The organism is Parascardovia denticolens DSM 10105 = JCM 12538 (assembly GCF_001042675.1).
GTDB lineage: Bacteria > Actinomycetota > Actinomycetes > Actinomycetales > Bifidobacteriaceae > Scardovia > Scardovia denticolens.
Genome location: NZ_AP012333.1, coordinates 841,718 through 863,177 on the forward strand (window position 1 = coordinate 841,718; position 21,460 = coordinate 863,177).

Sequence of the window (21,460 nt, forward strand, 5' to 3'; positions counted from 1 at the left end):
CGAGGAGTCCCTCGGAGTCCCAAGAGGATCCAGGGCATGAATGAATAACGGCGGGTTGTGACTGCGATTGAGCTGCTAGGGTGACGAATCGGAGGCCGACAGATGGATACTAGAGAAGCAATTAAAGCCGAATTCATGAAAGAGTATGCCCAGAAAGACTTCCGGCTCATCACCGTGAAAGCTCTCTGCGCGGCGACGCCGGTCGCCCGGACTACGTTTTATTCCTATTTCGACAACACGGACGATGTGTGTCGCGAGGTGGAGAATGATCTCATCAAAGGACTGTTGAAGGTATCTCGGAATGTCTCTTCCGGGAATATGCCAGATATGGATTTCAATCGTTTTATGGATGAGATAGAAAGATACATAAAAGATAACTGGACCAATATTTATGCGTTCCTTGTACGGCAGCCCAATCTCAGATTTATCCGTAAATGGAAAAATGCAATCGTCGTAAATTTTCGAAAACGATATCCGCAGAAGCAAAGCAATAGGAACTATGACGCTATTGCCGAGATGTTGGCTTCGTCGGTCATCAGCGCCTACACGTATTGGATGGAGCATCCGGATACGTGCGACACAAAGGAGATCAAACCGCTGTTGCACAAGGTGCTGAATTCACCTGTGGCTGCATTGTAAGTGCTCCTGAGTGCTTGCAAGTGCGAACACTTTTGGTATTTGTGTAGCGTCGAACCCTTCTAGGATGGCCGCAACGGCGAAAAGCCGAAGGTCACTGAATAGGAGGGCTTTTATCATGGCAAACATCACAATTCGTGTATTTCACGCCGGCGAGGTCTGTGTCGCTCCGGATTTTCCCTTTGGTGGAGAACACAGTAATGCGGTCACGTCATCAGGTATTTTCGAGAACAGATCAAAACGTATGTGGCTCCCGCTGTCTGCATATCTGATCGAGCATCCGAAGGGGAGATTCCTTGTTGATACCGGCTAGGCGCGTGATATCAGCCCGAACGGTGAGTTCGACAAGAAAGCGCAGATCAAATCTTTGGGCTCTGTGCTGCTTTATGAAGTGAATCAAGGTCGCATCGGATTGGGGCAGTGCATTGACGAACAGCTTGTAGAAATGGGCATCAAAGACTCCGATATTGACGCAGTGCTCATCACTCATCTCGATTGCGATCACGCCAACGGCATGAAACAGGTAAAAGGCGCGAAGAAGTTTTTGGTCGCAGCGGATGAAATCAAGTTCGCCAACAAGTTCACGCCCGTCAACAAGGTGCGTTACTACAAAGGCTGGTGGGACGGGATCAAACTGACAGGGTTTGACTGGAATGATAATCAGGGCCCTGTCGGTAGGTCTTATGACCTTCTTGGGGACGGATCCATTGAAATGATCAACATTCCAGGGCATTCCGATGGACTGTGTGCGGTCAAGGTCAAGAATGAGGAAGGCAAATTCGTGCTGATGTTCTCCGATGGCGGTTATGCGAGAAAAAGCTGGGAGAAGATGATCACCTCAGGTATTTATACGGACAAGCAGCTTCAGAAGAAGTCCCTCCAGTGGATCAGGGAACAGAGTCTTGACCCGAATTGTGTCGAGTCAATGGCAAGCCATGACCCGGATGTTGCTCCGCATGTCATAGAGCTGTGAGGTGAGTCCATTGAGACACCATCAGACTGCTCTTATCACAGGAGCCTCCGGAGGACTTGGCTTGGAATTTGCCAAAATCCTTGCGAAAAAGAAATATGATCTTGTCCTTGTAGCGAGAAACGAGGGGAAAATATATTCTCTCAAAAATGAGCTTGAATCGGAACACGGCATATCGGTGTATCCATATGCGGCAGACTTGTCGGCTGTGGATGCTGCTTTGAATGTATTCAACTACACGTTGGAGAACGGCATCACAATCGATGTTCTTATTAACAACGCCGGTTTTGGTGATTCAGGCAGTTTCGCAGACAGCGACTGGCGAAAACAGTATGAGATGGTGCAGTTGAATGTCGTGGCGATGATGCAACTGACACATTGTTTTCTTAATCCGATGATCGAACAGGGGCATGGGAAGATTCTGAATATATCGTCCGTGGCGGCGTTCAGCGCTGGACCGTATATGAGCATCTACTATGCGACCAAGTGTTTCGTCAGAAGCTTTTCCGAAGCAATTGCAGAAGAGGTCAAGGCACGGGAGTCACGGTGACGGCGTTTTGTCCAGGACCTACGGCGACTGGGTTTGAGCAGGCGGCGGCAATGGGCAAAGGCTCTGTTATGTTCCGCAAGGCGGCCAAGGCAGGCGATGTTGCAAAGGGTGGCATACGTGCCATGGCAAGAGGAAAAGTCCTCAGCTACTATGGCAGGTACACGAAGTGCATGAGCTTTCTATGCAGGATTGTTCCAAGATCCGTTGCAAGAAAATATGCCGAAAAAATGGATAGATGAAAAAACAGACCAATGCTCCACACTGCCATCATCAGCGGGGAGAAACATAACGATGACAATGTCTCTAAGCCATACAGAAACTGCTTGATGTTCTCGGTGATGAGGAATTGTCCACCGTTCAAGTCATGGAGAGACTTGACCTTTCTCGTAGGCCGACGTTTCGCAAGAACTATCTGAATCCGGCATTAGCGCAAGGAGTTATCGAAATGACAATTCCCGACAAGCCTAACAGCCGAAATCAGAGCTGCAGGAGAAAGCAACCTGATCGGTGACCGACCAAGATAAGCGACCAAGATACCGACCAAGTTAACGGCATACTGGGCCTAGACCTTGATCATAAACCGATTGAGCGGAGGAGAACAGGTCGAGACGATGGCTTCCCTCCTGACCGCCGTATTATAGGTAGAAAAACACGTGGACAAGTTCCCGCAAATGGAGAGCACCTGTAAAAGCGCCGTTTTTTGGCTTTGAGCAGTTTCCGTAAACGGGCGGAAATGAGTCCGGAATCCAGACATTCAGGTGCTTGTCTCATGTCATGTCGAGGCGGTAGCCGTTGATATCAACGGCTACCGCCGAACTCGGCGATTGATAGGAAATGGTCAACGCCGGATACAGGTTGATCAGAGTCGGCCTGTCGACAAGTCGATTCGCATCTGTTAGTGTACCTGTTACAGGTACAAATATATATTTATATGAGGTACGGATGGATACAGAAAAATCGGACAGAAAAATTCGTAAGGCCTTCAGGAACAGGAGGCTCCAGAGCAGTTCATGAACCGGGTGATTGCTACCTATGCGTTGGAGGCGTAACCGTGGATACAAAATTCTCCTCAGCTATTCATATGCTGATCCTGATTTCTGAATCAGAAGCACCGATGAATTCTGATCAGATCGCGGCCAGTGTCGGAACCAATGCGAGTTACATCCGCAAACTGACAACGCGGCTCAGCAAGACTGGAATCATCGAGGGACACCGTAGTGTCAGCGGTTTTCGCATGGTTAGAACGCCGGAAGATATCACGCTTCTGGATATATACAGAAGCGTGATGGAGACGGATGAACTGCATCTGTTTGATCTGCACCAGAATCCGAAAGACGCCTGTATCGTCGGGCATAATATCCGGCCGGTCCTTAGCGGCATGTTCCGTGACATGGAAGAGAGCATGGAAAGAAGACTGCGAGGGAAGACCCTTGCGGACTGCATCGGGCATATGCGTCAGTACATCACACAAAGTAATGCGATGACCAATAATGCCAGGCTGTGCAACGCCACATCCGACATTGTGATGACAGAAGATAGCACAGGAATTAATGAAGAACAGGAGAAAAACAATGAGAGCAGCAGTGCTTCCTCACTACGATAAAGATGGTACGGACCTTGAAATCCGCGAGGAGCCCATTCCGGTTCCGGAAGATGATGAAGTCCTCGTCAGGATCATTGCGGCAGCCGTCAACCCTTTGGATAATATGATTATCCGGGGCGAGGTGAAACTGATCGTGCCGTATAAAACGCCGCTTGTCATGGGAAATGAGTTTGCCGGCGTGGTTGAAAAGACAGGGCGGGGCGTTTCCCGTTTCAAACCCGGAGACAGGGTTTACGGAAGAATGCCGCTGAAAAGGATTGGTGCGTTTGCGGAATATGCGGCTGTCAGCGAGTCCGCGCTTGCGGTGATTCCGGATTATCTGTCCTATGAAGAGGCATCGACTGTTCCGCTTACTGCGCTCACAACGATGCAGGCCTTTGAAATCATGCAGGTGAAGCCGGGTGAATCTGTGTTCGTTTCCGGTGGAACCGGGAGCCTCGGGGCAATGGCAATTCCTGTTGCCAGAAGCCTTGGACTCCATGTGTACACCAACGGCAGCGGAGAAAACGAAGAGCGTGTTTTAAAGCTTGGAGCGGAGAAATTCATCGATTATAAAAAAGAGAAGTATACGGATGTTCTGGCGAATGTAGATCATGTCCTGGACACGCTCGGCGACAGGGAGCTTCCGGATGAATTCAAGGTACTGAAAGCGGGTGGGAATCTGGTATCCCTGAGGGGACTTCCGAATGGAAGATTTGCTCAAAGAAGCGGGATGCCATTATTGAAGCGTATCCTTTTTCAGGCCGCCGGAAGCAGGTACGACAAGATGGCAAAAGCGAAGGGTCAGACCTATGATTTCCTTTTCGTGCATGAGGATGGACGTCAACTGGAGGAGATCGCCAGATTGTTCGGCAAAGATCATCCGTTGGAGACATCCATCGATACTGTCTTTACGCTGGATCAGGTCAACGATGCTCTGGCAAAGGTCAAACAGGGAAAATCCAGAGGGAAGACGATCATTAAAATGAACGTGTAATTTAAATATATCACGAAAACCTTCCGGCTGCTTGGGATCTCATTCAACGGTTAGGAAGAGATGCGCATTTTAAGGACTGTGCTGGATCGCATTGGACGACCGAAAAAATGTGTGGATGATATCAGGATATTCCATATGTGGCGGAATATCCTGTGCGTAACATGGTTACGTTCAGAAAGCGATATAGGGATGTTTGGATTTTATAGAGATAACATTCTTAACAGAATACAAGCTGGCGGCTGGATGTCATAGGTCGAGGCTTCAAGTTGGTCATCGAGGCGTTGAGCGTAGGAGATGGGTGTCAGTAACTGACGCGAGAAGCATCGGAGTATGGAGGTATATGAAGGCCATGAAAATCAAGAACCTGGACCATCTGGTCATTACGACACGGAATCTCGATTCCTGTCTTCATTTTTATGTGGATGTCCTCGGCATGGAGTGTGACAGGGGCAACGGCAGGTATTCTGTGCGTTTTGAGAATCAGAAGTTCAATATTCACACGAAGAAGGCGGAGTTTCTACCAGCGGCAGCGTATCCGACATCTGGTAGCCTCGATCTGTGTCTTGTGGCCGACGTCGATATTGATTCCGTGAAACGCGAAATCGAAGGAAAAGGCTATCCTGTTGAGGAAGGCCCCGTGGTCCGTCATGGAGCGCTTGGGGAAATGAAAAGTGTATATCTGCGTGATCCGGATGGCAATCTGATAGAGTTGAGCAGTTATCAATGATTCGAGTGGCATAGCGGTGTCGGTCTGTCAAGAAAAGCGTGCAGGCGCTCCGTCGCGGGCCTTTTCATCTCATCCGCGAAAGTTTTCTGCTTGCGTTCAAGAATTTCGGCCACCTTCCGGTCGGAGATCCCTTCCGGGTGGAACTGGCCGAATTGACGGTACTGGCGGCTGGGGTCGTCTTGGAGAGTCGGCGGATTGAAGAGGGGTGGGTTGAAACGGTGGGAATCCTGAGTTTTCCCGCAGACTCTTATCTTGAGATGACCGATAAAACGGAAAGCATGGATTATATTATGGAGAAACGGGGCCGCGATCCTTTTCCGCAAACGGTCAGGTCCAAAAAAACACAGCAATTTCGTCACAGGGCTCCTATGGACCGGTTCCCGCGAACGGAGAGGCGACTTTTCCCCGTGTTTTCCCGTAAACGGAAACATATCCACATTCGTTCCCGGGCTCTTGCCGCATCGAACCGGTAGGGTAGCTGCGATGCCAAAGGAGGAGGAAAAATAGCCGCAAAAGTCGAGTAGAGCTACGCTTTTGGGCAATCGAGAAAATCTGGTATTGGACAGACAAATCTCTCTGTGGAAACATCTGCCAAAGGCAAATCCGATCAAAAGTGTGAAAGTCGAGTGCCTTGTTAGATGTTAGAGAGTGAAATCAGGAATTGTGGAGGATAAACAGCAGTCAATTAACCCTCGATAAGGCCGGGAAGACTTTAAACGACTTTAGACGTGTATCAACGGAATGGAAAGAAGCGATCGCAGGCTCCAACTATGTTGAAGGAAAAGGATTCAGCCAATTCGAATATTCAGGTAAGACCACCTCGGTAGCTTTATGCGGGGACTTATAGTACGAGGCTGATTGCGCGCAAATGAAGTACTTGAATTCTGATCTGGTTCTGTGGCCTGTTTATACAGATTTCAACTGTCAAAAGTGGAATACGAGGCTGGAATATGAGTACGCTGAGCAAGCTGGGAAATGCGGGGGAAAATGTTTTGTATATCAACTCGTATTGCATGGATGGCAGTGGTTATGAAATGGCGCGAGGAGGAGCTGCTTTATTCGTCGATGGAGGAATTCAAGCGGAGAAGCCTTCCGGTGAAGAGGGTGTTCTTGTAGTCGAGATTTAATTATCAAGAGATCGTTCATGGCAGCTTGACAAACCCGAGGCGAAAAGCACGGGAAAGCGAAAACCTATCAGAAAGAGTTCGAGCTGTGGAGAGGGCATTGCGAAAATGAGGGGTTACGGCACTTGTTCTTGGAGTTGCCGTATTTTACAGCGCAGTATTTGAATATATGGATGCGATCGAAGAACGACGCTATTTTGGATGAGCTCTATCACGATTCCGCGGCACGCTTTCTCACGTTCCGGATGAATCGAGTTTTTCAAAGGAATCAAGAAATACCATCCGACAACGAGATTCCATGAAACGGATGCAGGTCATCAATTCTTCTCAACAGGTAGACGCTACCTTCCTTATGCTTCCCGTGTCTATGGAATGGATTCGGAAGAGTATCGTTTAGCGAAGGAGAACATCAGCCAGGGAGCCGAATATTATGACAGCAATAATGATGCATTCCATGAAAATATGATGACTGAAAATTTCATGCGAGTGTACGATGGCTTGGGGAAGGGCGTTGTGATCATGGGGATTTATGGGGATGACCATTGCTATCCGAGAAAATCCATTTATACGCAGAAAGTCGATTCCATGGCGAAGCGGATTCGGGCGCATTACGGGGATGTGGTCAAATATGAGTCTGTGATGAGGATGAAGTAGGCGTCGCGCGGATTACAAGCTCGATTGATAAGACGTGATGGGTCGGACCCGTATCAGAGTGATGGCGCGTAAGAGAAGGTTGGCTCGATGGCTCCTGTCTGCCCCATATGGGTAGGATCGGATTAAGATTTTACGCTAGGATGGCTCTTTGCTATTGGGCTCCCATATAAGCAGGCGATTGCTCGCTACATGGCGGCCGCTCACTATAGAGAGTGGCAAATGCCAGTGCTGTCGCTCGCGCATAAGGGCGTAAGTGTTATAAATCCAGATTGGAGATGCGCATAGTGGAAATCCGTATCAAGGAAATTTCTGATGCACAGGAGAAGGAAAGGATAAGCCACAGCGTGCTCCTCGATCTCCCGGAGTGGTTTGGTATCCCTGATAGTACGGCTGAATATATCACAAAGTCGCAGGATAAGCCGTTCATTGCCGGCTTTGTTGATGATGAAATTGCGGGTTTCATCGTCTTGAATGCGACCAGTGAGGATTGCGCTGAAATTTTCGTCATGGGGGTCAAGAAACAGTATCATCGCCTGGGTGTCGGCTCACGACTCTGCGACGCATATGAAACCTTGGCAAAAAGTATGGGGTTCTCGTATTCGCAAGTGAAAACGATCAAAATGGGATGCTACAAAGAATATGACGACACCAATAGGTTCTATAGGAGTATGGGATACAAGGAATTTGAGTGCTTCCCGTCCTTATGGGATGAGCTGAATCCTTGTCAGATTTATATCAAATATATCGGGGGTACGCCCGAGGCGGGCAGCTATGATCAGGGTCAGGCTCGGCATTGAAGATATCAATGCATATCGGATTCTATCGGATTAGGGGCCTCCCTGAGAATATCGAAAAGGTCAAGGCGCCGAAATCCCTTGCCGAGATGTGTGTTGGCATAAGGATAGGATTCGCATGTGAACGCTTGGGAATTTTCAGATGAAGAAGTGAATGATTTCGTCCAAGTACTGCTCGATTATCGCAAGAATACAGCGGTCAAGAATTATCTTCGCGAACTTGACCGTCCGAATTCCTGGACGGTCATGAGCTATAGGCATAAGTCCTATGAAGCGTGTTATTCCAAGATCCTTCGTTTGCTGCTTGACTCGAACGAGAATCATGGCCTTGGCCGAGATCTCGCTGAAATTCCTGTCTATGAAGAACTGTGATAAAGCGAAGAGCGAAGCAAAGAACGAAACGCAGAACGAAATAAAGAATGAAGCATCGGATTTCGTGGGTGAAATCGCCTATCATTACGATGCCAAGCGAAAATCCTGCGGCCTCTCTCTTCCTGAAGAACGGGTTTGTGGAAGAATACCGGACTGATGGGGTGATCATGCTAAAACGAGGAACTGTAAGGTTCAGCGCAAAGAGGCGTCGGCGCATCTGACTGAAGAAGGAGAGCTTCCGGTATCCGCTGATGCCGCTGCCAGGATTCTGGCGCAAGAGGAGTTCGGAAAGGCAAGCGGAAAGTATTGTGACCGTAGTACAAGAATCGCCTTATCCTCCGAACTGTCCTATAATGGGAAGAACGCGAAAGAGCTGTGGAAAGACAGCCTGGAGCTGACAAACGTTTGATCCGAAGCATGGAGGTTGACAATGCGGAGAAGAGCTCGAGGGGGAATCGGCGTTTATCTTATGCTCCTCCTGCTGGTTTGCGCAATGCTGGTCCAACTTTCAGCCTGCTCGCTGCCGTTTGGAGGAGGGGGAAACGGCAGTAGTCATTCTGGTGCCACCTGCATGTCTGGCCTGAGTCAGTCGGATTCGCAGGCGTTGATGAGGCAGGTCGCGAAAAAAGAAGGACAGACCTTGTATGCGAAATATGGCCTGCCGGATAGGAATTTCGCAGTCGCTGAGATCTTTGGCCTTCGCAAATCAGGCAAGAGAGGGACAGCCTACGTTTACTTGAATGTCGGGGAATTCGTAGCCCTCAAGGGGAAGGCCTATAACATGTCGGGATATGCGGCTGAAGCCGTCATTCGATTCGACTATGGCGACCAAGGGCCGAAGCTTTCCGATGTCGAATTGGCCAGCGACGGCGATCTGCATGACGCTTGGATCAAGAAGAATTTCCCTCGGGCATGCCGGGTCAAGCGCGACGTCTTCGCTTCGGTTTTCAGCGGTCGTTTGCAGGCCAGGCTCAGCGAAGAAGCCGCAAAACAGATGGGCATTCCCGTCGAGCCGAAAAACCTTCTCAACATTGACGAAAAGAAGGGGATCTATAAAATCGTCAAGATGGTGAATGACCGCAAGGCAGCTGGTGGATCCAGGTTCGTGACCATTGACGAAGGCAAGCTCAGCGATCTGAAACGGGGACGTTGACCGCCTCGTCTTCGTCCCAATCGCAGGAGTTGCAGAGAGAAGTCTTGAGGGGAAGACGTCTATATGCTTTATCGGTTTGAGGATGGATTAGCTTAAGCTCGAAAACTCTGGTGGATATTCCCCTGACGAGCCTTAAATCGAAGTTTGCTCAATACTTTGTTTTAGAATAGGGATTATCAAAATTTAACAATATATAAAAGGATGGTACGTGGATGGATACGGGTATGAGCAAGGAATTGGACGTCAGGCTTGTTCCCGATGAAGATAACAATGCTAGCTATGACATTGAAAAGGCTATTCATGATTTAAATAATCAGATCGATAACCAGTCTAGTCAAGCTGACTATATGGATTATTTGGTAGCGATTTCATCAGGGATACTGTGCGGAATGACCGATATCCTTTGGACTGGTGAGTTCGATCTGACCAGAGGGCGTGATATCGCTGACTCGCAAATTAAGACTTTTGTTAACAAAACAGCGAATATGATGGGCTGCAATAGCGATGATCTAACAAAGTCTGTTGAATTCCTAGAAAAGAAGTTTCCAATACCAGAGGATGGGAATACACCTGATTTTGGTGGAGGCCTTCAACATCATCTCAGAGACTTTGCGCATCATCCATCAATTGTTGGGCTATTGTTTTCGCTCTTAACACAGTTTACTGAGAAATCGTACGGTACAGATACGTTCGGGAATTTTATTATTGTTCCTGTTCCTCCAAGAAGCCGAACATTCATTGGGGAAAATTCGTTCGATAAAATTTTCCGAGGAACAGTTATCTGGTTTTTCCATCTTGTAAGTGATATGGCTGGATCAAGCAATACTACCGCATTTAGTGGTGGGACTGGCATACCCGGCCCGATATTATCGCTCGCCAAAGAATTATCCTCTCTGCCAATATTTAAAAGCCTCAAGGCTGACGATAAGACTTTATCTACCTTCCTTTCAAAAATCTTCAATGGTACGATTTTCGCAAAACGTGATCGAAATGGGAAACTGATAAAAGATTCAGTAATTAGATGCGATTTAAGAGGTGAATTAGGAGGCGCTCTTGAGCTGGGACGACAAGCACTGCCTGTACTCGCGAATGATTGCCTAGTAAGATGCTTCTACTTTGTCAGAAGGCTCTTCGAAGAAATTCGGAGGATAAATCCAAAGTCTCTCGATGAAATCAAGGAGCTTGATTGGGATAAAATTAAACCAATTAGTAGTCCTACTCTTACAAGGATGTTGACGGTCGCTACAGGAGTATTCACAACGATTGATGTTGCTGATGCGGTTGTTGCAAAGAAATATTGGGTTTCCATCAACTATATTGGCGTTGGGCGATTTTCTGTCGCTCTCGAACAGGAGATGGTTAATTTTCTTAAGATCAGAGATTTAAAGCGTCTTAGGAAGATGTACGAAATAATAAGTAGGAATACTTTCAAAGAGACAGATAATCGGATTTATGCAAATTTAGGAGATACTTTGGACACTGAAAAATTCGGACTGACAGTAGAGCAAACCGAAATACTCTATAACCTGGAACTACTAAAAACCCAGAATGATATCAGCGAGACAAATATGCTGGGAGATAAGGAAAAGATTATTTCTTTGAAGCAGCAGTGGCTTGCTGAATGGCAGAAATACATGGAAGCCGGCTTTTCAGGGTTTACCGGAGAGAAAGATGCGGTGCTACATTGGTATGATAAGGAAGAGTTGATTTCACGGATTGAACAAAGCGAACCGTGGAAGACGTGGTTCCGTCTGGTTCTTCTGGAGGCGATGCTGTTTGAGCCATATTATTCCCTTACTATCGAAAAAGACAAAAAAGGGAAGGCTGTGCCCAGCAAACAGTATAAATTGCAGAATCCGATTTATGGTTACAAATGGCAGAAAGGTGATGAATTCCTAGAGTCGCTATTCCAAGGAGATTATTATTCAAAGGGGTATATAAAGCGTTTGAGAAAATGCTATAAAAAGGTAAGAGGCGAGCTGATAGAGCAGCAGAAAAAAGTTGCTGAAGGACTGGCTATTTTTGCAGCAATAGTAGTAGTAGCTACAGCAACTGCGGGAATGCTTGCTCCAGGCATTGCTGTTGCGCTCGTTGGTACGAATTTTGCTGGTCTTCAAGGAGCTGCTCTTACGAGTGCATGTCTCGCTTATCTGGGAGGTGGAGCTGTAGCTGTCGGTGGAGCTGGAATGGCTGGAGGCATGATTGCGGTCGTAGGCGGCGGTGCGGTTCTTGGCGCGGGGGTCGGAGTTTTCGCTGGTGGCGCTACGGCAGCGACGGGTATTATGAGCAAAGAGGAAGTCATACTTCAATCTGCTAAACTATTGGTTGCGGTCCGGGAAATTTTCCTGAACGATGAACATGACATAGCATATTCAAATAGCGTATATGAGCAATATGTAACGCAGATATCAGAACTTGAAAAGAGCCTTGTTGATTTGAGATTACAGGCGATGTCGGCATCCAAGGAAGAGAAGGCGGAGCTAGATAAAAAGATCAAAAATCTTAGCGAATCTGTCCATGCAATGAAGATTGCAATGAAGAGTATGATGAAATTCAATAGCTCTTTTGAAGCAGGAATGCAGTGTGAGTAATCTGTTCCTATGCTTCAACTTCCTTTGTTAAACTAGCTTCCTTTGTTAAACTAGTTTTCGTAAGGAGTATGGTCTTGCTCGGGAGGTCTTGGCTATGGCTTTGACGGTGAATCTTTACTACACAGGAACGAACGGCAGCGCTCGCAAGTTCGCCGAAGAGATGGAATCCAGCGGGATCGCACCTGCTATCCGAGCTGAGAAGGGGAATGAGAAGTACCAGTATTTCCAGCCCGTGGATGACCCGGAAACCATCCTTCTCATCGACTCGTGGACGGATCAGGCCGCTTTGGATACCCATCACGCTTCTCCTATGATGGCCCAGCTCGCCGCCTTGCGGGAGAAATATGACCTGCATATGCGGGTGGAGCGATACCGGTCGGATGATGACCAGGCTGCGGCCAGCAGTGACCGCAGCTTCATCCGGGAATGATCTGATGGATAGATAACAGACAGAGGATAGAGGGAATCGGTTCGGGAGGAGCTATGTATAAGCTAGGCCTTGAAACCAAGACGAGAGGGGATAAATTAGGGCGGGTAGCCAACATCTGCCTTGTAGTCCTGGCCAGCCTGTCCGCGAGCTTGATCTACGCCTTCCATCTGCCTATCGGGATTGTCATAGGGGCGATTATCTTTGTCTCGCTCGCTCTCTGTGCTGTCCTTATCTATCCATGCGCTTCCCACAGCAGCACTTGCCGGCTGACCATCATGAAAGGCGGAAGGCAACTGTTGGAAGCCTTCCTTTGGGCTTTGCCGGTCGACATCATTATCATGGGGATTCTCGCCTGTGGACTCGCAACAGCCTCTCCGCCACTGTCAGGAAAAGAATTGGCGGTCAGCCTGCTGGTCGCAGCCATCATTCTCGCCTTGGTTTTCTGGGATGGAATCATACGGATCTATCTGACCAGCATCCAACTGGGAATCCGTTGGCGGGTGCTGGGCATCGTAGCCGGATGGATATTCCCTGTCAACCTCTTCGTCCTCACCCGGATGGTGGCTGTGGTCGCCGACGAGGAAGAGCAGGAACGCGAGCGCCTGGAACTGGACCAGGTCCGGGCATCCAGCCAGATCTGCCATACCCGGTATCCGCTCCTTTTGGTCCACGGGATCTTCTTCCGCGATTTCAAAAAGGTCAATTATTGGGGGCGGATTCCCCAAGCGCTGATGAAAAACGGGGCCGTCATCTATTACGGCCAACAGCAGTCGGCGGCCTCAGTCGAAGAGTGCGGCAAGGAGCTGGCCGAAAGAATCGACCAGATCCTGGCTGAGACCGGGGCGGAGAAGGTGAACATCATCGCCCACTCCAAAGGCGGTCTGGACGCCCGCGCCGCCATCAGCCATTGGGGGATGGCGGATAAAGTCGCCTCATTGACCACCATCAACACCCCGCACCGGGGCTGCATTTTCGCCGAACAGCTTTTGACCACCATCCCCGAGAAGACCAGGCAGGCTGTTGCGGCCCGCTACAATTTCGTGGCCGGGAAGGTGGGTGATAGGGGGCCGGACTTCCTGGCCGGAGTCACCGACCTGACGGCTTCCGCCTGCCGGGAATTCAACGACCAGACCCCCAACATGCCCGGAGTGCTCTATGAAAGCGTCGGCTCCTACTGTCGCAAAGCCCAAAGCGGCCGTTTCCCCCTGAACATGACCTACCCCTTGGTCAAGCACATGGACGGGCTCAACGACGGGCTGGTGTCCGTGGATTCGGCCCCATGGGGGAGCAGCTTCCGCCTGATCGAGCCTCGGACCAACCGGGGCATTTCCCACGGCGATATGATCGACCTCAATCGCGAGAACATCCCTGGTTTCGATGTCCGCGAATTCTATGTGGGCCTGGTCTCATCCTTGAAAAAACGCGGATACTGAGCGGTATTCCCCCGAAGGGAGCGTGTTTTTGAGGTCTGTCTGGCCGCATGGGCCGCTATGATGAACAGGACATACGATTCGCATCATCAACATCATCAAGGAGAGGTCATGACCATTCTGACCGACATCATCATCGTTTTGGTGGCTATTGAATTCGGCTACATTTTCTATCTGGAGACCGCCGTCCCCGACTCCGAACGGACCGCCGGCGTTTTCGGCATGGACATCAACGAGCTGAGGCGGCCGGCCATGAAGAACGCCATGAAGAACCAGGGGGTCTACAACCTCGGCATCGGGATCCTGCTGTTGCTGGCCGTCTTCGCCTTCCGCAGCAAGGCCATGGTCATCTCTTTACTGGCCTACATCATCTTCGTGGCCCTCTACGGCAGCTTCACCGTCAATAAGTCCATTATCCTCAAACAGGGCGGCCTGGCCATCATCGCCCTCATCCTCAGCATCTTCTTCCTCCACTAAAGGCTGGTTGGTTCTGGCATGAAATTCGTCACATGGAACATCGACTCCTTGAACGCCGCCCTGACCGGGGACTCCGAGCGGTCCCGCCTAAGCAGGCAGGTCCTGCATGACATCGCCGCCTGCTCCCCTCAGGTCTTCGCCATCCAGGAGACCAAGTTGCCCGCCGCCGGCCCCAGCAAGAAGCAGAAAGCGAGCCTGGAATCGATCTTTCCCGGCTACTGGATCGCCTGGAGATCCTCACAGGAGCCGGCCCGGAAGGGGTACGCGGGGACCATGTGCCTTTACCGGCCTGAGGGCGGGCAGGAGGTCAGCCCCCTTTATCCGCAGATCGGAGCGCCGGAACCGATGGACAGCGAAGGGCGGATCCTGACCCTGGAATTCCCTGGCTTCTATCTGACTGACGTCTATACGCCCAATTCCGGGGACGGTCTGCGTCGGCTGGAAGAGCGGCAGGTCTGGGATGATCGGTATCGCTCGTATCTGCAGGACTTGGACCAGGTCAAGCCGGTCATCGCCTGCGGGGATTTCAACGTCGCCCATGAGGAGATCGACCTGGCCCACCCGGCCAGCAACCGCCGCTCAGCAGGGTTCACTGACGAGGAGCGAGATAAATTCGGTCAGCTTTTGGATGCCGGCTTCGCCGACACCTTCCGTCGCCTCCACCCGAATCAGGCGGGAGTCTACACCTGGTGGGCCCAGCGGGCGGTGACCAGCAAGGCCAATAATTCCGGCTGGAGGATCGACTACTGGCTGGTTTCGGATCGCCTGATGGATAAGGTACGGGGAGTGTCGGTCATGGATACCGGGGAGCGGCGTGACCATGCCCCCCTCGTCATGGAGATCGACCTGTGACTGACTCCGGGAAAGATCTCCGGGAAGACCAAGGGGGACCTTCGTCCTCCGTGGATTCTTTCGCCCTGCCTTTCGACCGGTTGACCGCCAGGCAGGTCTATGAGATCTTGAAAGCCCGTGCCCTGGTCTTCTCCGTGGAGCAAGGGATCCACTATCTGGATATGGACGACGTGGATTATTCCGCCTGCCACGTCTTCCTGGCCGACCGTCTTGGGGAGGTCCTGGCTTATGGTCGCCTTTACCGGCAAGAGGGTGATGAGCCCGGGGTCATCCGCATGGGACGGGTCCTGACCGTCCGGCATGGCCGTGGTCTTGGCCGTCGGCTGATGGAAGTCATCCTGATGATCGCCAAGAAGAAGATGGGTGCGCGGACGATCGTTCTGGACGCTCAAAAGAGCGCCATAGGGTTTTACCAGGTTTTCGGTTTCAGCATAAAATCAGGGGAATTCCTGGAAGCTGGCATCATTCATCAGGTCATGGAAAAGGACCTGAGTATGATGGATGACTGATGATGACGATGACAACGAAAAGCCGGACGGTCGGTCTGCGTCTGTGCTGGATCCTGGTCCTCCTTTGCCTGGTCCTGGCTCCTTTATCCGCCTGCTCAGGGCCGTTTTCCTCCCCGAACCCGGCTGATTCCCTTCCCATCGGTCACTCCTATCAGCCGGGGGACAAGGGCTATGTCCTGGTGGACGGGATGGATGACCCCGACATCCATCTGGGATTGATCGGAAACTGCCAAGAGAATGATTCCGCTAAGAACCTTAAGAACCTTAAGGACCTTAAAAACCCAGTCGATTCGGCCATGAAAGCCCTCAACGACTCCCTCTCCCGCACTTACGCCTCGTCCGTCTACACGCCCATCGACTGCCCGACCAAGGCAAGCCAAGCCCTGGACCTGCAAATCAAACAGCTGGGCGGCTACCTCTCCCGCCAGATGACGGCCATCATCATCCATCCCCAGCGAATCGCAAGCGCGGCGGCTTCCGATAATCCGGGCAGGGACGCCTTCATCCAAGCCTTGCAGAGGGCCCGTTCTCATAAAATCCCAGTCATCCTCGTCAACACGAGCCAGGCACAGGCGGATTCCATGGGTATCCCGAAAGAGCTGTACGCCGGCTTGTGGAAGGTCGCCCTGACGGCCCCCACCTCGGCTTCCTCCTCTGACACGTCTTCGCGTAAGGTCCTTTCCATCATCAAACTGGTGGTGGATGATAAACCGCATACAGCCAACCTGCCCGGTATCAGGCTGACGAATGTTCGATGACTCCGAAGTCAAACCCGAACGGACCGGGGGAGGACCGTCCCATGATCGTTGAAGAAATCCAGGATGAATTGTTCTGTCTTCAGGACGAAAAATATCGAGACTTTCAGGCGAAGCTGATCCCCACTGTCGACCCGGAGAGGGTGATCGGAGTGAGGACGCCTCAGCTTCGTCAATACGCCAGACAGCTCGCGAAAAGGGAGGATATTTCAGCCTTTCTGAATAATCTACCGCATGGATATTTTGAGGAATGCCAGCTTCATGCTTTTATCATTTCCGGGATGAAAGATTATGACAAATGCATGGAAGAAGTGGACCATTTTCTGCCCTCCATCGATAACTGGGCGACCTGTGACCAGCTGTCCCCGAAAATATTCAAGAAGCACAGAGAAAAGCTGCTGGATCATATCCGAGTCTGGATTCAATCAGAGGAAACCTACACCGTCCGGTTCTCGATCGGGATGCTGATGGAGCATTTTCTGGATGAGGATTTCGATACGGACTATCCAGAAATGGTGGCAAAGATCAGGTCGGACGAATACTACGCGAACATGATGATCGCTTGGTATTTCGCGACGGCTTTGGCGAAACAGTGTGAAGCCGTGCTGCCTTATATCGAGCGGCAGCGATTGGATAAGTGGACGCATAACAAGACGATACAGAAGGCTGTTGAAAGCTATCGGATCACGCCGGAGAAGAAAGAGTACCTGAAGAGTTTGAAAGTAAGGAAGTAGGGATGCCGCTCCCTCATCGTGCGGTAGATTGTAGATTGAAGATAGCAACGGACTAGGAATGGAAAAGAGGATCCATGCCAACAAAAGAAAGCATCGGCAAGACCACCGATCCGGGCGAGAAAGCCCCCTCCCTTCCTTGGGTCGATTTGCCCGGCCTGAGCGCCCAGGAAGTCCAAGCCCAGATTGAAGCAGGGAAAACCAACGATTTGGAGCAGAAATCCTCCCGATCCCTCTGGCAGATCATCCGGGCCAACGTTTTCACCCTCTTCAACGCCATCATCTTCGTAGCCATGGTCATGGTCCTCATCACCGGCTACTGGAAGGACGCCCTTTTCGGCTTCGTCCTCATCATCAACACCGGCATCGGCATCTTCTCCGAAGTCAAATCGAAGCGGACCCTGGACCGGCTCTCCATTTTGGTCCAAGCTCCTTATATTGTCCACCGTGATGGCAAGGATCAGGAAATCGCCCGGGAGAAGATCGTCCAGGGGGACTTGCTGTGGATCCGCTCGGGAGAACAGGTCCCGGCCGATGGGGAAGTGCTGGAAGATTTCGGTTTGGAGCTGGACGAATCCGTTCTGACCGGCGAATCACGAACCGTGAAGAAGAAGGTGGGGGAGGCGGTCCGGTCCGGCAGCACCGCCATCGCCGGCCTGGCCTTGGTCCGCGTGACCGCGGTCGGGGCGGACAGCTACGCGGCCAAGCTGACCGCTCAAGTGAAGAAGTTCACCAAGACCCATTCCGACCTCAACGATGGCATCAACAAGATACTGAAAGTCATGACTTTCGTAGGCATTCCCATGGTTTTTCTTTTGGCCTGGAGTCAGATCCGCATCGTCGGCGGCTGGAACCACGCCTTGGCGACCGGCCTATGGCGACAGGCCGACGTGTCAGCCGTCTCCGGCGTGGTCGGGATGATCCCCGAAGGCCTGGTATTATTGACTTCGTTGAATTTCGCCATCGCAGCCATGAGGCTGGCCCGGCAAAACACCCTGGTCCAGGAGCTGGATGCCGTGGAGACCTTGGCCCGGGTGGATGCCTTGAATCTGGACAAGACCGGGACCATCACCGACGGAGGCATCGTCTTCGATAGGTTGGAATTGGTCGGTCGTAAGGGGTCCGCGGAGCAGGGCAAGTCTGATGGATCCGGCGGGGCCGATGTGGCCAGCCAAACCCATCAAGCCCTTTATGACCTGTCCGATGAAGAGTCCCCGAACGCCACGGCACGGGCTGTGCTGGCCTACTTCGACCAGAGAAAACCGGGGGAGGGAGAAGTCCTTTCCCGTCCTGACCTAGTGACTGGTGCCAAAGATGGAATCGAGGCTGATATTAAAGCCGGAGCTAAAGCCGGTGCCAAGAATCCTATCGTCTCCCGCCTGCCTTTCTCCTCGGCCCGGAAATGGAGCTCGATCGTGTACGCGGATGGAAGGCAATGGTATTTCGGCGCCCCCGAAGTCCTGCTGACCGGCTCCCGAGCCGCTGTGGACGCCGGAACCAACCAACCGCAGGAATTGGATGTTTATCGGGACCTCTTCGCCCGAATCTCTCTCTTAGCCAATGAAGGCTCCCGCGTCCTGCTTTTGGCCACGGTCCCCCCGCAAGAAAGGCAGGCCGCGGAAGAAGAAGGGCTGGAGACCATCAATCCCGCCTTGCAGCCGGTCGGTCTGGTCGTCTGCTCGGAATCCATCCGGTCCGACGCCGGGGAAACCCTGGCCTGGTTCCGGGAGCAAGGAGTGCGTTGCCGGGTCATCTCCGGGGACAACCCGGGGACCGTGGCCGCTATCGCCGGGAAAGTGGGCCTGACCGGCCAGACGACCCCCCGTTACATGGACGCCCGCAACCTGCCCACAGACCTCGGCCAGCTCTCTCAGGCTTTGGAGGATGTGGACGTGCTGGGGCGCGTGCTGCCGGAGCAAAAGAAGGCCATCGTCCAAGCCCTGCATAAAAGCGGTCATACCGTCGCCATGACCGGCGACGGGGTCAATGACGCCCTGGCCCTCAAAGAGGCCGACCTGGGCATCGCCATGGGGAACGCCGCTCCGGCCACCAAGGCCGTGGCCCAGGTGGTTCTGGTCGATTCCAAGTTCTCCCACCTGCCTTCCGTGGTCGCCCGAGGCCGTCAGGTCATGGCCAACATGGAACGCGTGGCCAGCCTCTTCCTGGTGAAAACCGTCTACTCCGTCCTCATCTCCTTGGGCGTGGTCCTGACTTTCATCCCCTTCCCGTACCTGCCGCGTCACATCACTTACATCGGCGGCCTGACCATCGGCATCCCTGCTTTCATCCTGGCCTTGGCCCCCAATACCCGCCGTTACATCCCCGGCTTTCTCAAACGGGTGGTGGCCTTCGCTTTCCCCGGTGGCATCGCGGCCGGTCTGTCCGTCCTTCTGACCGCCTGGATCGTACCCAGAGCCATGGGCTGGGGTTATCAGGGGACCGATCTTTCCCACTTGAGGACCATCTGCGGGATCGTCCTCTTCTGCATCTCCATCGCCGTCCTGGCCCGGGTGGCCCGACCGCTGCGTTCGTGGAGGGGAGGTCTGGTCCTGGCCTTCTTCCTTCTGGGGGTTGTTGGGGCGGCCATCCCCTTCGTGGCCCGCTTCTTCGAAATCCATGTGCCTGACGGACCCAGCGCTGTGGCGACCATCATCGCCATCGCCGTGGGTCTGGCTGTTTTCTGCCTATGTTACGGGGTTCAATCCCTCATCCAGAAAGGCGAAAACCGGTAAGACCAGCGAAACCGGCGGGACCCGCGAGACCAAAAAGAAGCGCTAGAGGGTAGCCGACTGGCTAGGAGCCGTTTCCACCGTCTTATCCTCTGATTCGGCTCCCGGGACCTGGGCACCGTCAGGGAGGGGAAGAGGAGCGGGATCGTCTTCATCCACAGGGGCGAAGTCCGCCGTATTGCCTGTGGACTCAAGCCGATTGCGGCGCAGACGGAGGTTCTCGACCGGAATCTGGGAAAGCAAAGTGCCGACGAAGATGAGGGAGGAGCCGAAAATGGCCCGTCCGCTCATGAACTCGTGCAGGATGAGGATGCCGCCGACAGCGGAGAAGAGGGATTCCAAAGACATGAGGATGGAGGCCTGAGCTGGCTGCACGAATCTTTGCCCGAAAATCTGCAAAGTATAGGCCACGCCGACGGAGACGATGCCGGTGTAGGCGATGGAGATCCAACCGTGGGTGGCGGCAGTCATGTTGATGGACCCGTCGAAAGCGGCCCCGATCCAGGAGAGGATGGCGACGACCAGACTTTGCACGAAGGAAAGCATCATGGAATCCACATGATGCACGTTAGCGTCCAAAACGACGATATGGGCTCCGAAAAGGGTGGCGGACGCCAGGAAAATCAAGTCGACCGGATCCATCCTCGAGAAACCGGCCCCAGCGGGGATACTGAGGAAGTAAAAACCGATGATGGCCACCAGAATGCCGATCATAGTGAAAAGGGAGGTCCTCTTATGAAGAAAAATACGGGCCAGGATGGGCACGGCGATGATGTAGAGAGAGGAGATGAAGCCGGCGTGGGCGGCCTGTTTGGAGACTTCCAGTCCCAGCTGCTGGATGGTGCTGGCGACGAAAAGGAGGACCCCACAGACGCAATAGATCAGGACCCGGTAGAGGAAGGACCCCTTCCTTTGCAGGTCCGACAAAGAGATGACCGGCACGCGGAAGGCACCGCTGTTGACCCTCATCCGTCTGTTCTCGTCAGGAATGACGATTTTATGGTTCTTGATGAAGCTCCATACTGCGAAAGGAAGGAGACTGACGCTGGCCAAGGTGAAACGGGTTGCGTTGAAGAACCAAAAAGACATGGTCTGCGAGCCTTGAACGGAGAAGACGAAGGCGAAGCCCCAGCAGGCGGCCGCGACCACGAGGGCGACGCTGCCTTCGAATGTACGAAGTTCGTTTTTCCTGTTCATGCCACAATCACCACCAATCCCTGAAAGTCCCCTGATAGAGCCACTTAAAGCGTATACCCCCAGCCAAACGTCGACACGCAAGCCGCTAAGCCGCAGGGTATTTCGCTATCTGGGACATTCCTTCAGAGACTCGCGCGGTCCCATGACCAGGTCTCAAAAAATTCCCGGCCCTGTCATCCAAGCAAAAGAATCGCCGATGA

At 52.1% G+C, this 21,460-nt stretch carries 24 protein-coding genes; 23 read left to right on the forward strand and 1 reads right to left on the reverse strand.

Going from position 1 to position 21,460, the window contains the following annotated elements:
* The first annotated feature begins 102 nt into the window (after nucleotides 1–102).
* From PSDT_RS03540 to PSDT_RS03640, 23 genes are all read left to right on the forward strand, one after another.
* On the forward strand, nucleotides 103–639 hold the full coding sequence (locus tag PSDT_RS03540) for a TetR/AcrR family transcriptional regulator (protein WP_006289328.1): 537 nt from the start codon (nucleotides 103–105) through the stop codon (nucleotides 637–639).
* A gap of 115 nt (nucleotides 640–754) precedes the next feature.
* On the forward strand, nucleotides 755–949 hold the full coding sequence (locus PSDT_RS08580; protein ID WP_223293569.1) for a hypothetical protein: 195 nt from the start codon (nucleotides 755–757) through the stop codon (nucleotides 947–949).
* Between the two features lie 63 nt (nucleotides 950–1,012).
* Entirely contained in the window at nucleotides 1,013–1,609 is a 597-nt protein-coding gene (locus PSDT_RS03545) for an MBL fold metallo-hydrolase (RefSeq protein WP_006290465.1), read from the forward strand.
* Between the two features lies 1 nt (nucleotide 1,610).
* Nucleotides 1,611–2,156: an SDR family NAD(P)-dependent oxidoreductase gene (locus tag PSDT_RS08420; protein WP_223293568.1), complete on the forward strand. Its 546-nt coding sequence runs from the start codon at nucleotides 1,611–1,613 to the stop codon at nucleotides 2,154–2,156.
* Nucleotides 2,157–2,475: 319 nt separating this feature from the next.
* Nucleotides 2,476–2,667 carry a Fic family protein gene (locus PSDT_RS08730; RefSeq protein WP_407668720.1) on the forward strand — a complete coding sequence of 64 codons (192 nt, stop codon included), beginning with the start codon at nucleotides 2,476–2,478 and terminating at the stop codon, nucleotides 2,665–2,667.
* A 540-nt stretch (nucleotides 2,668–3,207) separates the two neighbouring features.
* Nucleotides 3,208–3,759 (forward strand): Rrf2 family transcriptional regulator, encoded by a 552-nt coding sequence (locus PSDT_RS03555; protein ID WP_223293567.1) that lies wholly within the window; start codon nucleotides 3,208–3,210, stop codon nucleotides 3,757–3,759.
* Entirely contained in the window at nucleotides 3,728–4,735 is a 1,008-nt protein-coding gene (locus tag PSDT_RS03560) for an NADP-dependent oxidoreductase (RefSeq protein ID WP_006289325.1), read from the forward strand. Before PSDT_RS03555 ends, PSDT_RS03560 begins: the two co-directional genes overlap by 32 nt.
* A 340-nt stretch (nucleotides 4,736–5,075) precedes the next feature.
* Entirely contained in the window at nucleotides 5,076–5,462 is a 387-nt protein-coding gene (locus tag PSDT_RS03565; protein ID WP_006289324.1) for a VOC family protein, read from the forward strand.
* Nucleotides 5,463–6,412: 950 nt separating this feature from the next.
* Entirely contained in the window at nucleotides 6,413–6,589 is a 177-nt protein-coding gene (locus PSDT_RS08340; RefSeq protein ID WP_006290461.1) for a hypothetical protein, read from the forward strand.
* A 459-nt stretch (nucleotides 6,590–7,048) separates the two neighbouring features.
* On the forward strand, nucleotides 7,049–7,240 hold the full coding sequence (locus PSDT_RS03575; RefSeq protein WP_223293566.1) for a hypothetical protein: 192 nt from the start codon (nucleotides 7,049–7,051) through the stop codon (nucleotides 7,238–7,240).
* A 275-nt stretch (nucleotides 7,241–7,515) separates the two neighbouring features.
* Nucleotides 7,516–8,037: a GNAT family N-acetyltransferase gene (locus PSDT_RS03580; protein WP_006290460.1), complete on the forward strand. Its 522-nt coding sequence runs from the start codon at nucleotides 7,516–7,518 to the stop codon at nucleotides 8,035–8,037.
* Between the two features lie 117 nt (nucleotides 8,038–8,154).
* Nucleotides 8,155–8,406 carry a hypothetical protein gene (locus PSDT_RS08085; protein WP_006289320.1) on the forward strand — a complete coding sequence of 84 codons (252 nt, stop codon included), beginning with the start codon at nucleotides 8,155–8,157 and terminating at the stop codon, nucleotides 8,404–8,406.
* Complete coding sequence (locus tag PSDT_RS03590; protein WP_223293565.1) at nucleotides 8,393–8,563, forward strand: hypothetical protein; 171 nt, start codon at nucleotides 8,393–8,395, stop codon at nucleotides 8,561–8,563. Before PSDT_RS08085 ends, PSDT_RS03590 begins: the two co-directional genes overlap by 14 nt.
* Before the next feature lie 312 nt (nucleotides 8,564–8,875).
* Complete coding sequence (locus PSDT_RS03595; RefSeq protein ID WP_223293564.1) at nucleotides 8,876–9,559, forward strand: hypothetical protein; 684 nt, start codon at nucleotides 8,876–8,878, stop codon at nucleotides 9,557–9,559.
* 224 nt (nucleotides 9,560–9,783) lie between these two features.
* Entirely contained in the window at nucleotides 9,784–12,150 is a 2,367-nt protein-coding gene (locus PSDT_RS03600; protein WP_223293563.1) for a hypothetical protein, read from the forward strand.
* A gap of 94 nt (nucleotides 12,151–12,244) precedes the next feature.
* Entirely contained in the window at nucleotides 12,245–12,580 is a 336-nt protein-coding gene (locus PSDT_RS03605) for a putative quinol monooxygenase (RefSeq protein WP_006289316.1), read from the forward strand.
* A 53-nt stretch (nucleotides 12,581–12,633) separates the two neighbouring features.
* Nucleotides 12,634–14,013, forward strand: a complete 1,380-nt coding sequence (locus PSDT_RS03610) for an alpha/beta hydrolase (protein ID WP_006289315.1) — start codon at nucleotides 12,634–12,636, stop codon at nucleotides 14,011–14,013.
* A 108-nt stretch (nucleotides 14,014–14,121) separates the two neighbouring features.
* On the forward strand, nucleotides 14,122–14,487 hold the full coding sequence (locus PSDT_RS03615; protein WP_006289314.1) for a DUF1304 domain-containing protein: 366 nt from the start codon (nucleotides 14,122–14,124) through the stop codon (nucleotides 14,485–14,487).
* Between the two features lie 18 nt (nucleotides 14,488–14,505).
* Complete coding sequence (locus tag PSDT_RS03620; protein ID WP_006289313.1) at nucleotides 14,506–15,339, forward strand: exodeoxyribonuclease III; 834 nt, start codon at nucleotides 14,506–14,508, stop codon at nucleotides 15,337–15,339.
* A complete protein-coding gene (locus PSDT_RS03625; protein ID WP_006289312.1) occupies nucleotides 15,336–15,848 on the forward strand; it encodes a GNAT family N-acetyltransferase in 513 nt (170 codons plus the stop codon). Before PSDT_RS03620 ends, PSDT_RS03625 begins: the two co-directional genes overlap by 4 nt.
* Nucleotides 15,848–16,606, forward strand: coding sequence for a hypothetical protein (locus tag PSDT_RS03630; protein WP_006289311.1), 759 nt, complete (start codon nucleotides 15,848–15,850; stop codon nucleotides 16,604–16,606). The genes PSDT_RS03625 and PSDT_RS03630 overlap by 1 nt, the downstream gene beginning before the upstream one ends.
* Before the next feature lie 41 nt (nucleotides 16,607–16,647).
* On the forward strand, nucleotides 16,648–17,337 hold the full coding sequence (locus PSDT_RS03635) for a DNA alkylation repair protein (RefSeq protein ID WP_036737423.1): 690 nt from the start codon (nucleotides 16,648–16,650) through the stop codon (nucleotides 17,335–17,337).
* Between the two features lie 74 nt (nucleotides 17,338–17,411).
* Nucleotides 17,412–20,066 (forward strand): HAD-IC family P-type ATPase, encoded by a 2,655-nt coding sequence (locus tag PSDT_RS03640; RefSeq protein WP_006289309.1) that lies wholly within the window; start codon nucleotides 17,412–17,414, stop codon nucleotides 20,064–20,066.
* 42 nt (nucleotides 20,067–20,108) lie between these two features.
* Here PSDT_RS03640 and PSDT_RS03645 read toward each other — a convergent pair whose 3' ends face one another.
* Nucleotides 20,109–21,260: a DMT family transporter gene (locus PSDT_RS03645; protein ID WP_006290457.1), complete on the reverse strand. Its 1,152-nt coding sequence runs from the start codon at nucleotides 21,258–21,260 to the stop codon at nucleotides 20,109–20,111.
* Nucleotides 21,261–21,460: the final 200 nt, after the last annotated feature.

Excerpts from the sequence above, each read along its gene's own strand:
- PSDT_RS03540 (WP_006289328.1), top strand. The coding sequence starts at position 103 with ATGGATACTAGAGAAGCAATTAAAGCCGAATTCATGAAAGAGTATGCC.
- PSDT_RS08580 (WP_223293569.1), top strand. The coding sequence starts at position 755 with ATGGCAAACATCACAATTCGTGTATTTCACGCCGGCGAGGTCTGTGTC.
- PSDT_RS03560 (WP_006289325.1), top strand. The coding sequence starts at position 3,728 with ATGAGAGCAGCAGTGCTTCCTCACTACGATAAAGATGGTACGGACCTT.
- PSDT_RS03565 (WP_006289324.1), top strand. The coding sequence starts at position 5,076 with ATGAAGGCCATGAAAATCAAGAACCTGGACCATCTGGTCATTACGACA.
- PSDT_RS08340 (WP_006290461.1), top strand. The coding sequence starts at position 6,413 with ATGAGTACGCTGAGCAAGCTGGGAAATGCGGGGGAAAATGTTTTGTAT.
- PSDT_RS03575 (WP_223293566.1), top strand. The coding sequence starts at position 7,049 with ATGATGACTGAAAATTTCATGCGAGTGTACGATGGCTTGGGGAAGGGC.
- PSDT_RS03580 (WP_006290460.1), top strand. The coding sequence starts at position 7,516 with ATGCGCATAGTGGAAATCCGTATCAAGGAAATTTCTGATGCACAGGAG.
- PSDT_RS03590 (WP_223293565.1), top strand. The coding sequence starts at position 8,393 with ATGAAGAACTGTGATAAAGCGAAGAGCGAAGCAAAGAACGAAACGCAG.
- PSDT_RS03595 (WP_223293564.1), top strand. The coding sequence starts at position 8,876 with ATGCTCCTCCTGCTGGTTTGCGCAATGCTGGTCCAACTTTCAGCCTGC.
- PSDT_RS03600 (WP_223293563.1), top strand. The coding sequence starts at position 9,784 with ATGAGCAAGGAATTGGACGTCAGGCTTGTTCCCGATGAAGATAACAAT.
- PSDT_RS03605 (WP_006289316.1), top strand. The coding sequence starts at position 12,245 with ATGGCTTTGACGGTGAATCTTTACTACACAGGAACGAACGGCAGCGCT.
- PSDT_RS03610 (WP_006289315.1), top strand. The coding sequence starts at position 12,634 with ATGTATAAGCTAGGCCTTGAAACCAAGACGAGAGGGGATAAATTAGGG.
- PSDT_RS03615 (WP_006289314.1), top strand. The coding sequence starts at position 14,122 with ATGACCATTCTGACCGACATCATCATCGTTTTGGTGGCTATTGAATTC.
- PSDT_RS03620 (WP_006289313.1), top strand. The coding sequence starts at position 14,506 with ATGAAATTCGTCACATGGAACATCGACTCCTTGAACGCCGCCCTGACC.
- PSDT_RS03630 (WP_006289311.1), top strand. The coding sequence starts at position 15,848 with ATGATGACGATGACAACGAAAAGCCGGACGGTCGGTCTGCGTCTGTGC.
- PSDT_RS03635 (WP_036737423.1), top strand. The coding sequence starts at position 16,648 with ATGATCGTTGAAGAAATCCAGGATGAATTGTTCTGTCTTCAGGACGAA.
- PSDT_RS03640 (WP_006289309.1), top strand. The coding sequence starts at position 17,412 with ATGCCAACAAAAGAAAGCATCGGCAAGACCACCGATCCGGGCGAGAAA.
- PSDT_RS03645 (WP_006290457.1), bottom strand. The coding sequence starts at position 21,260 with ATGAACAGGAAAAACGAACTTCGTACATTCGAAGGCAGCGTCGCCCTC.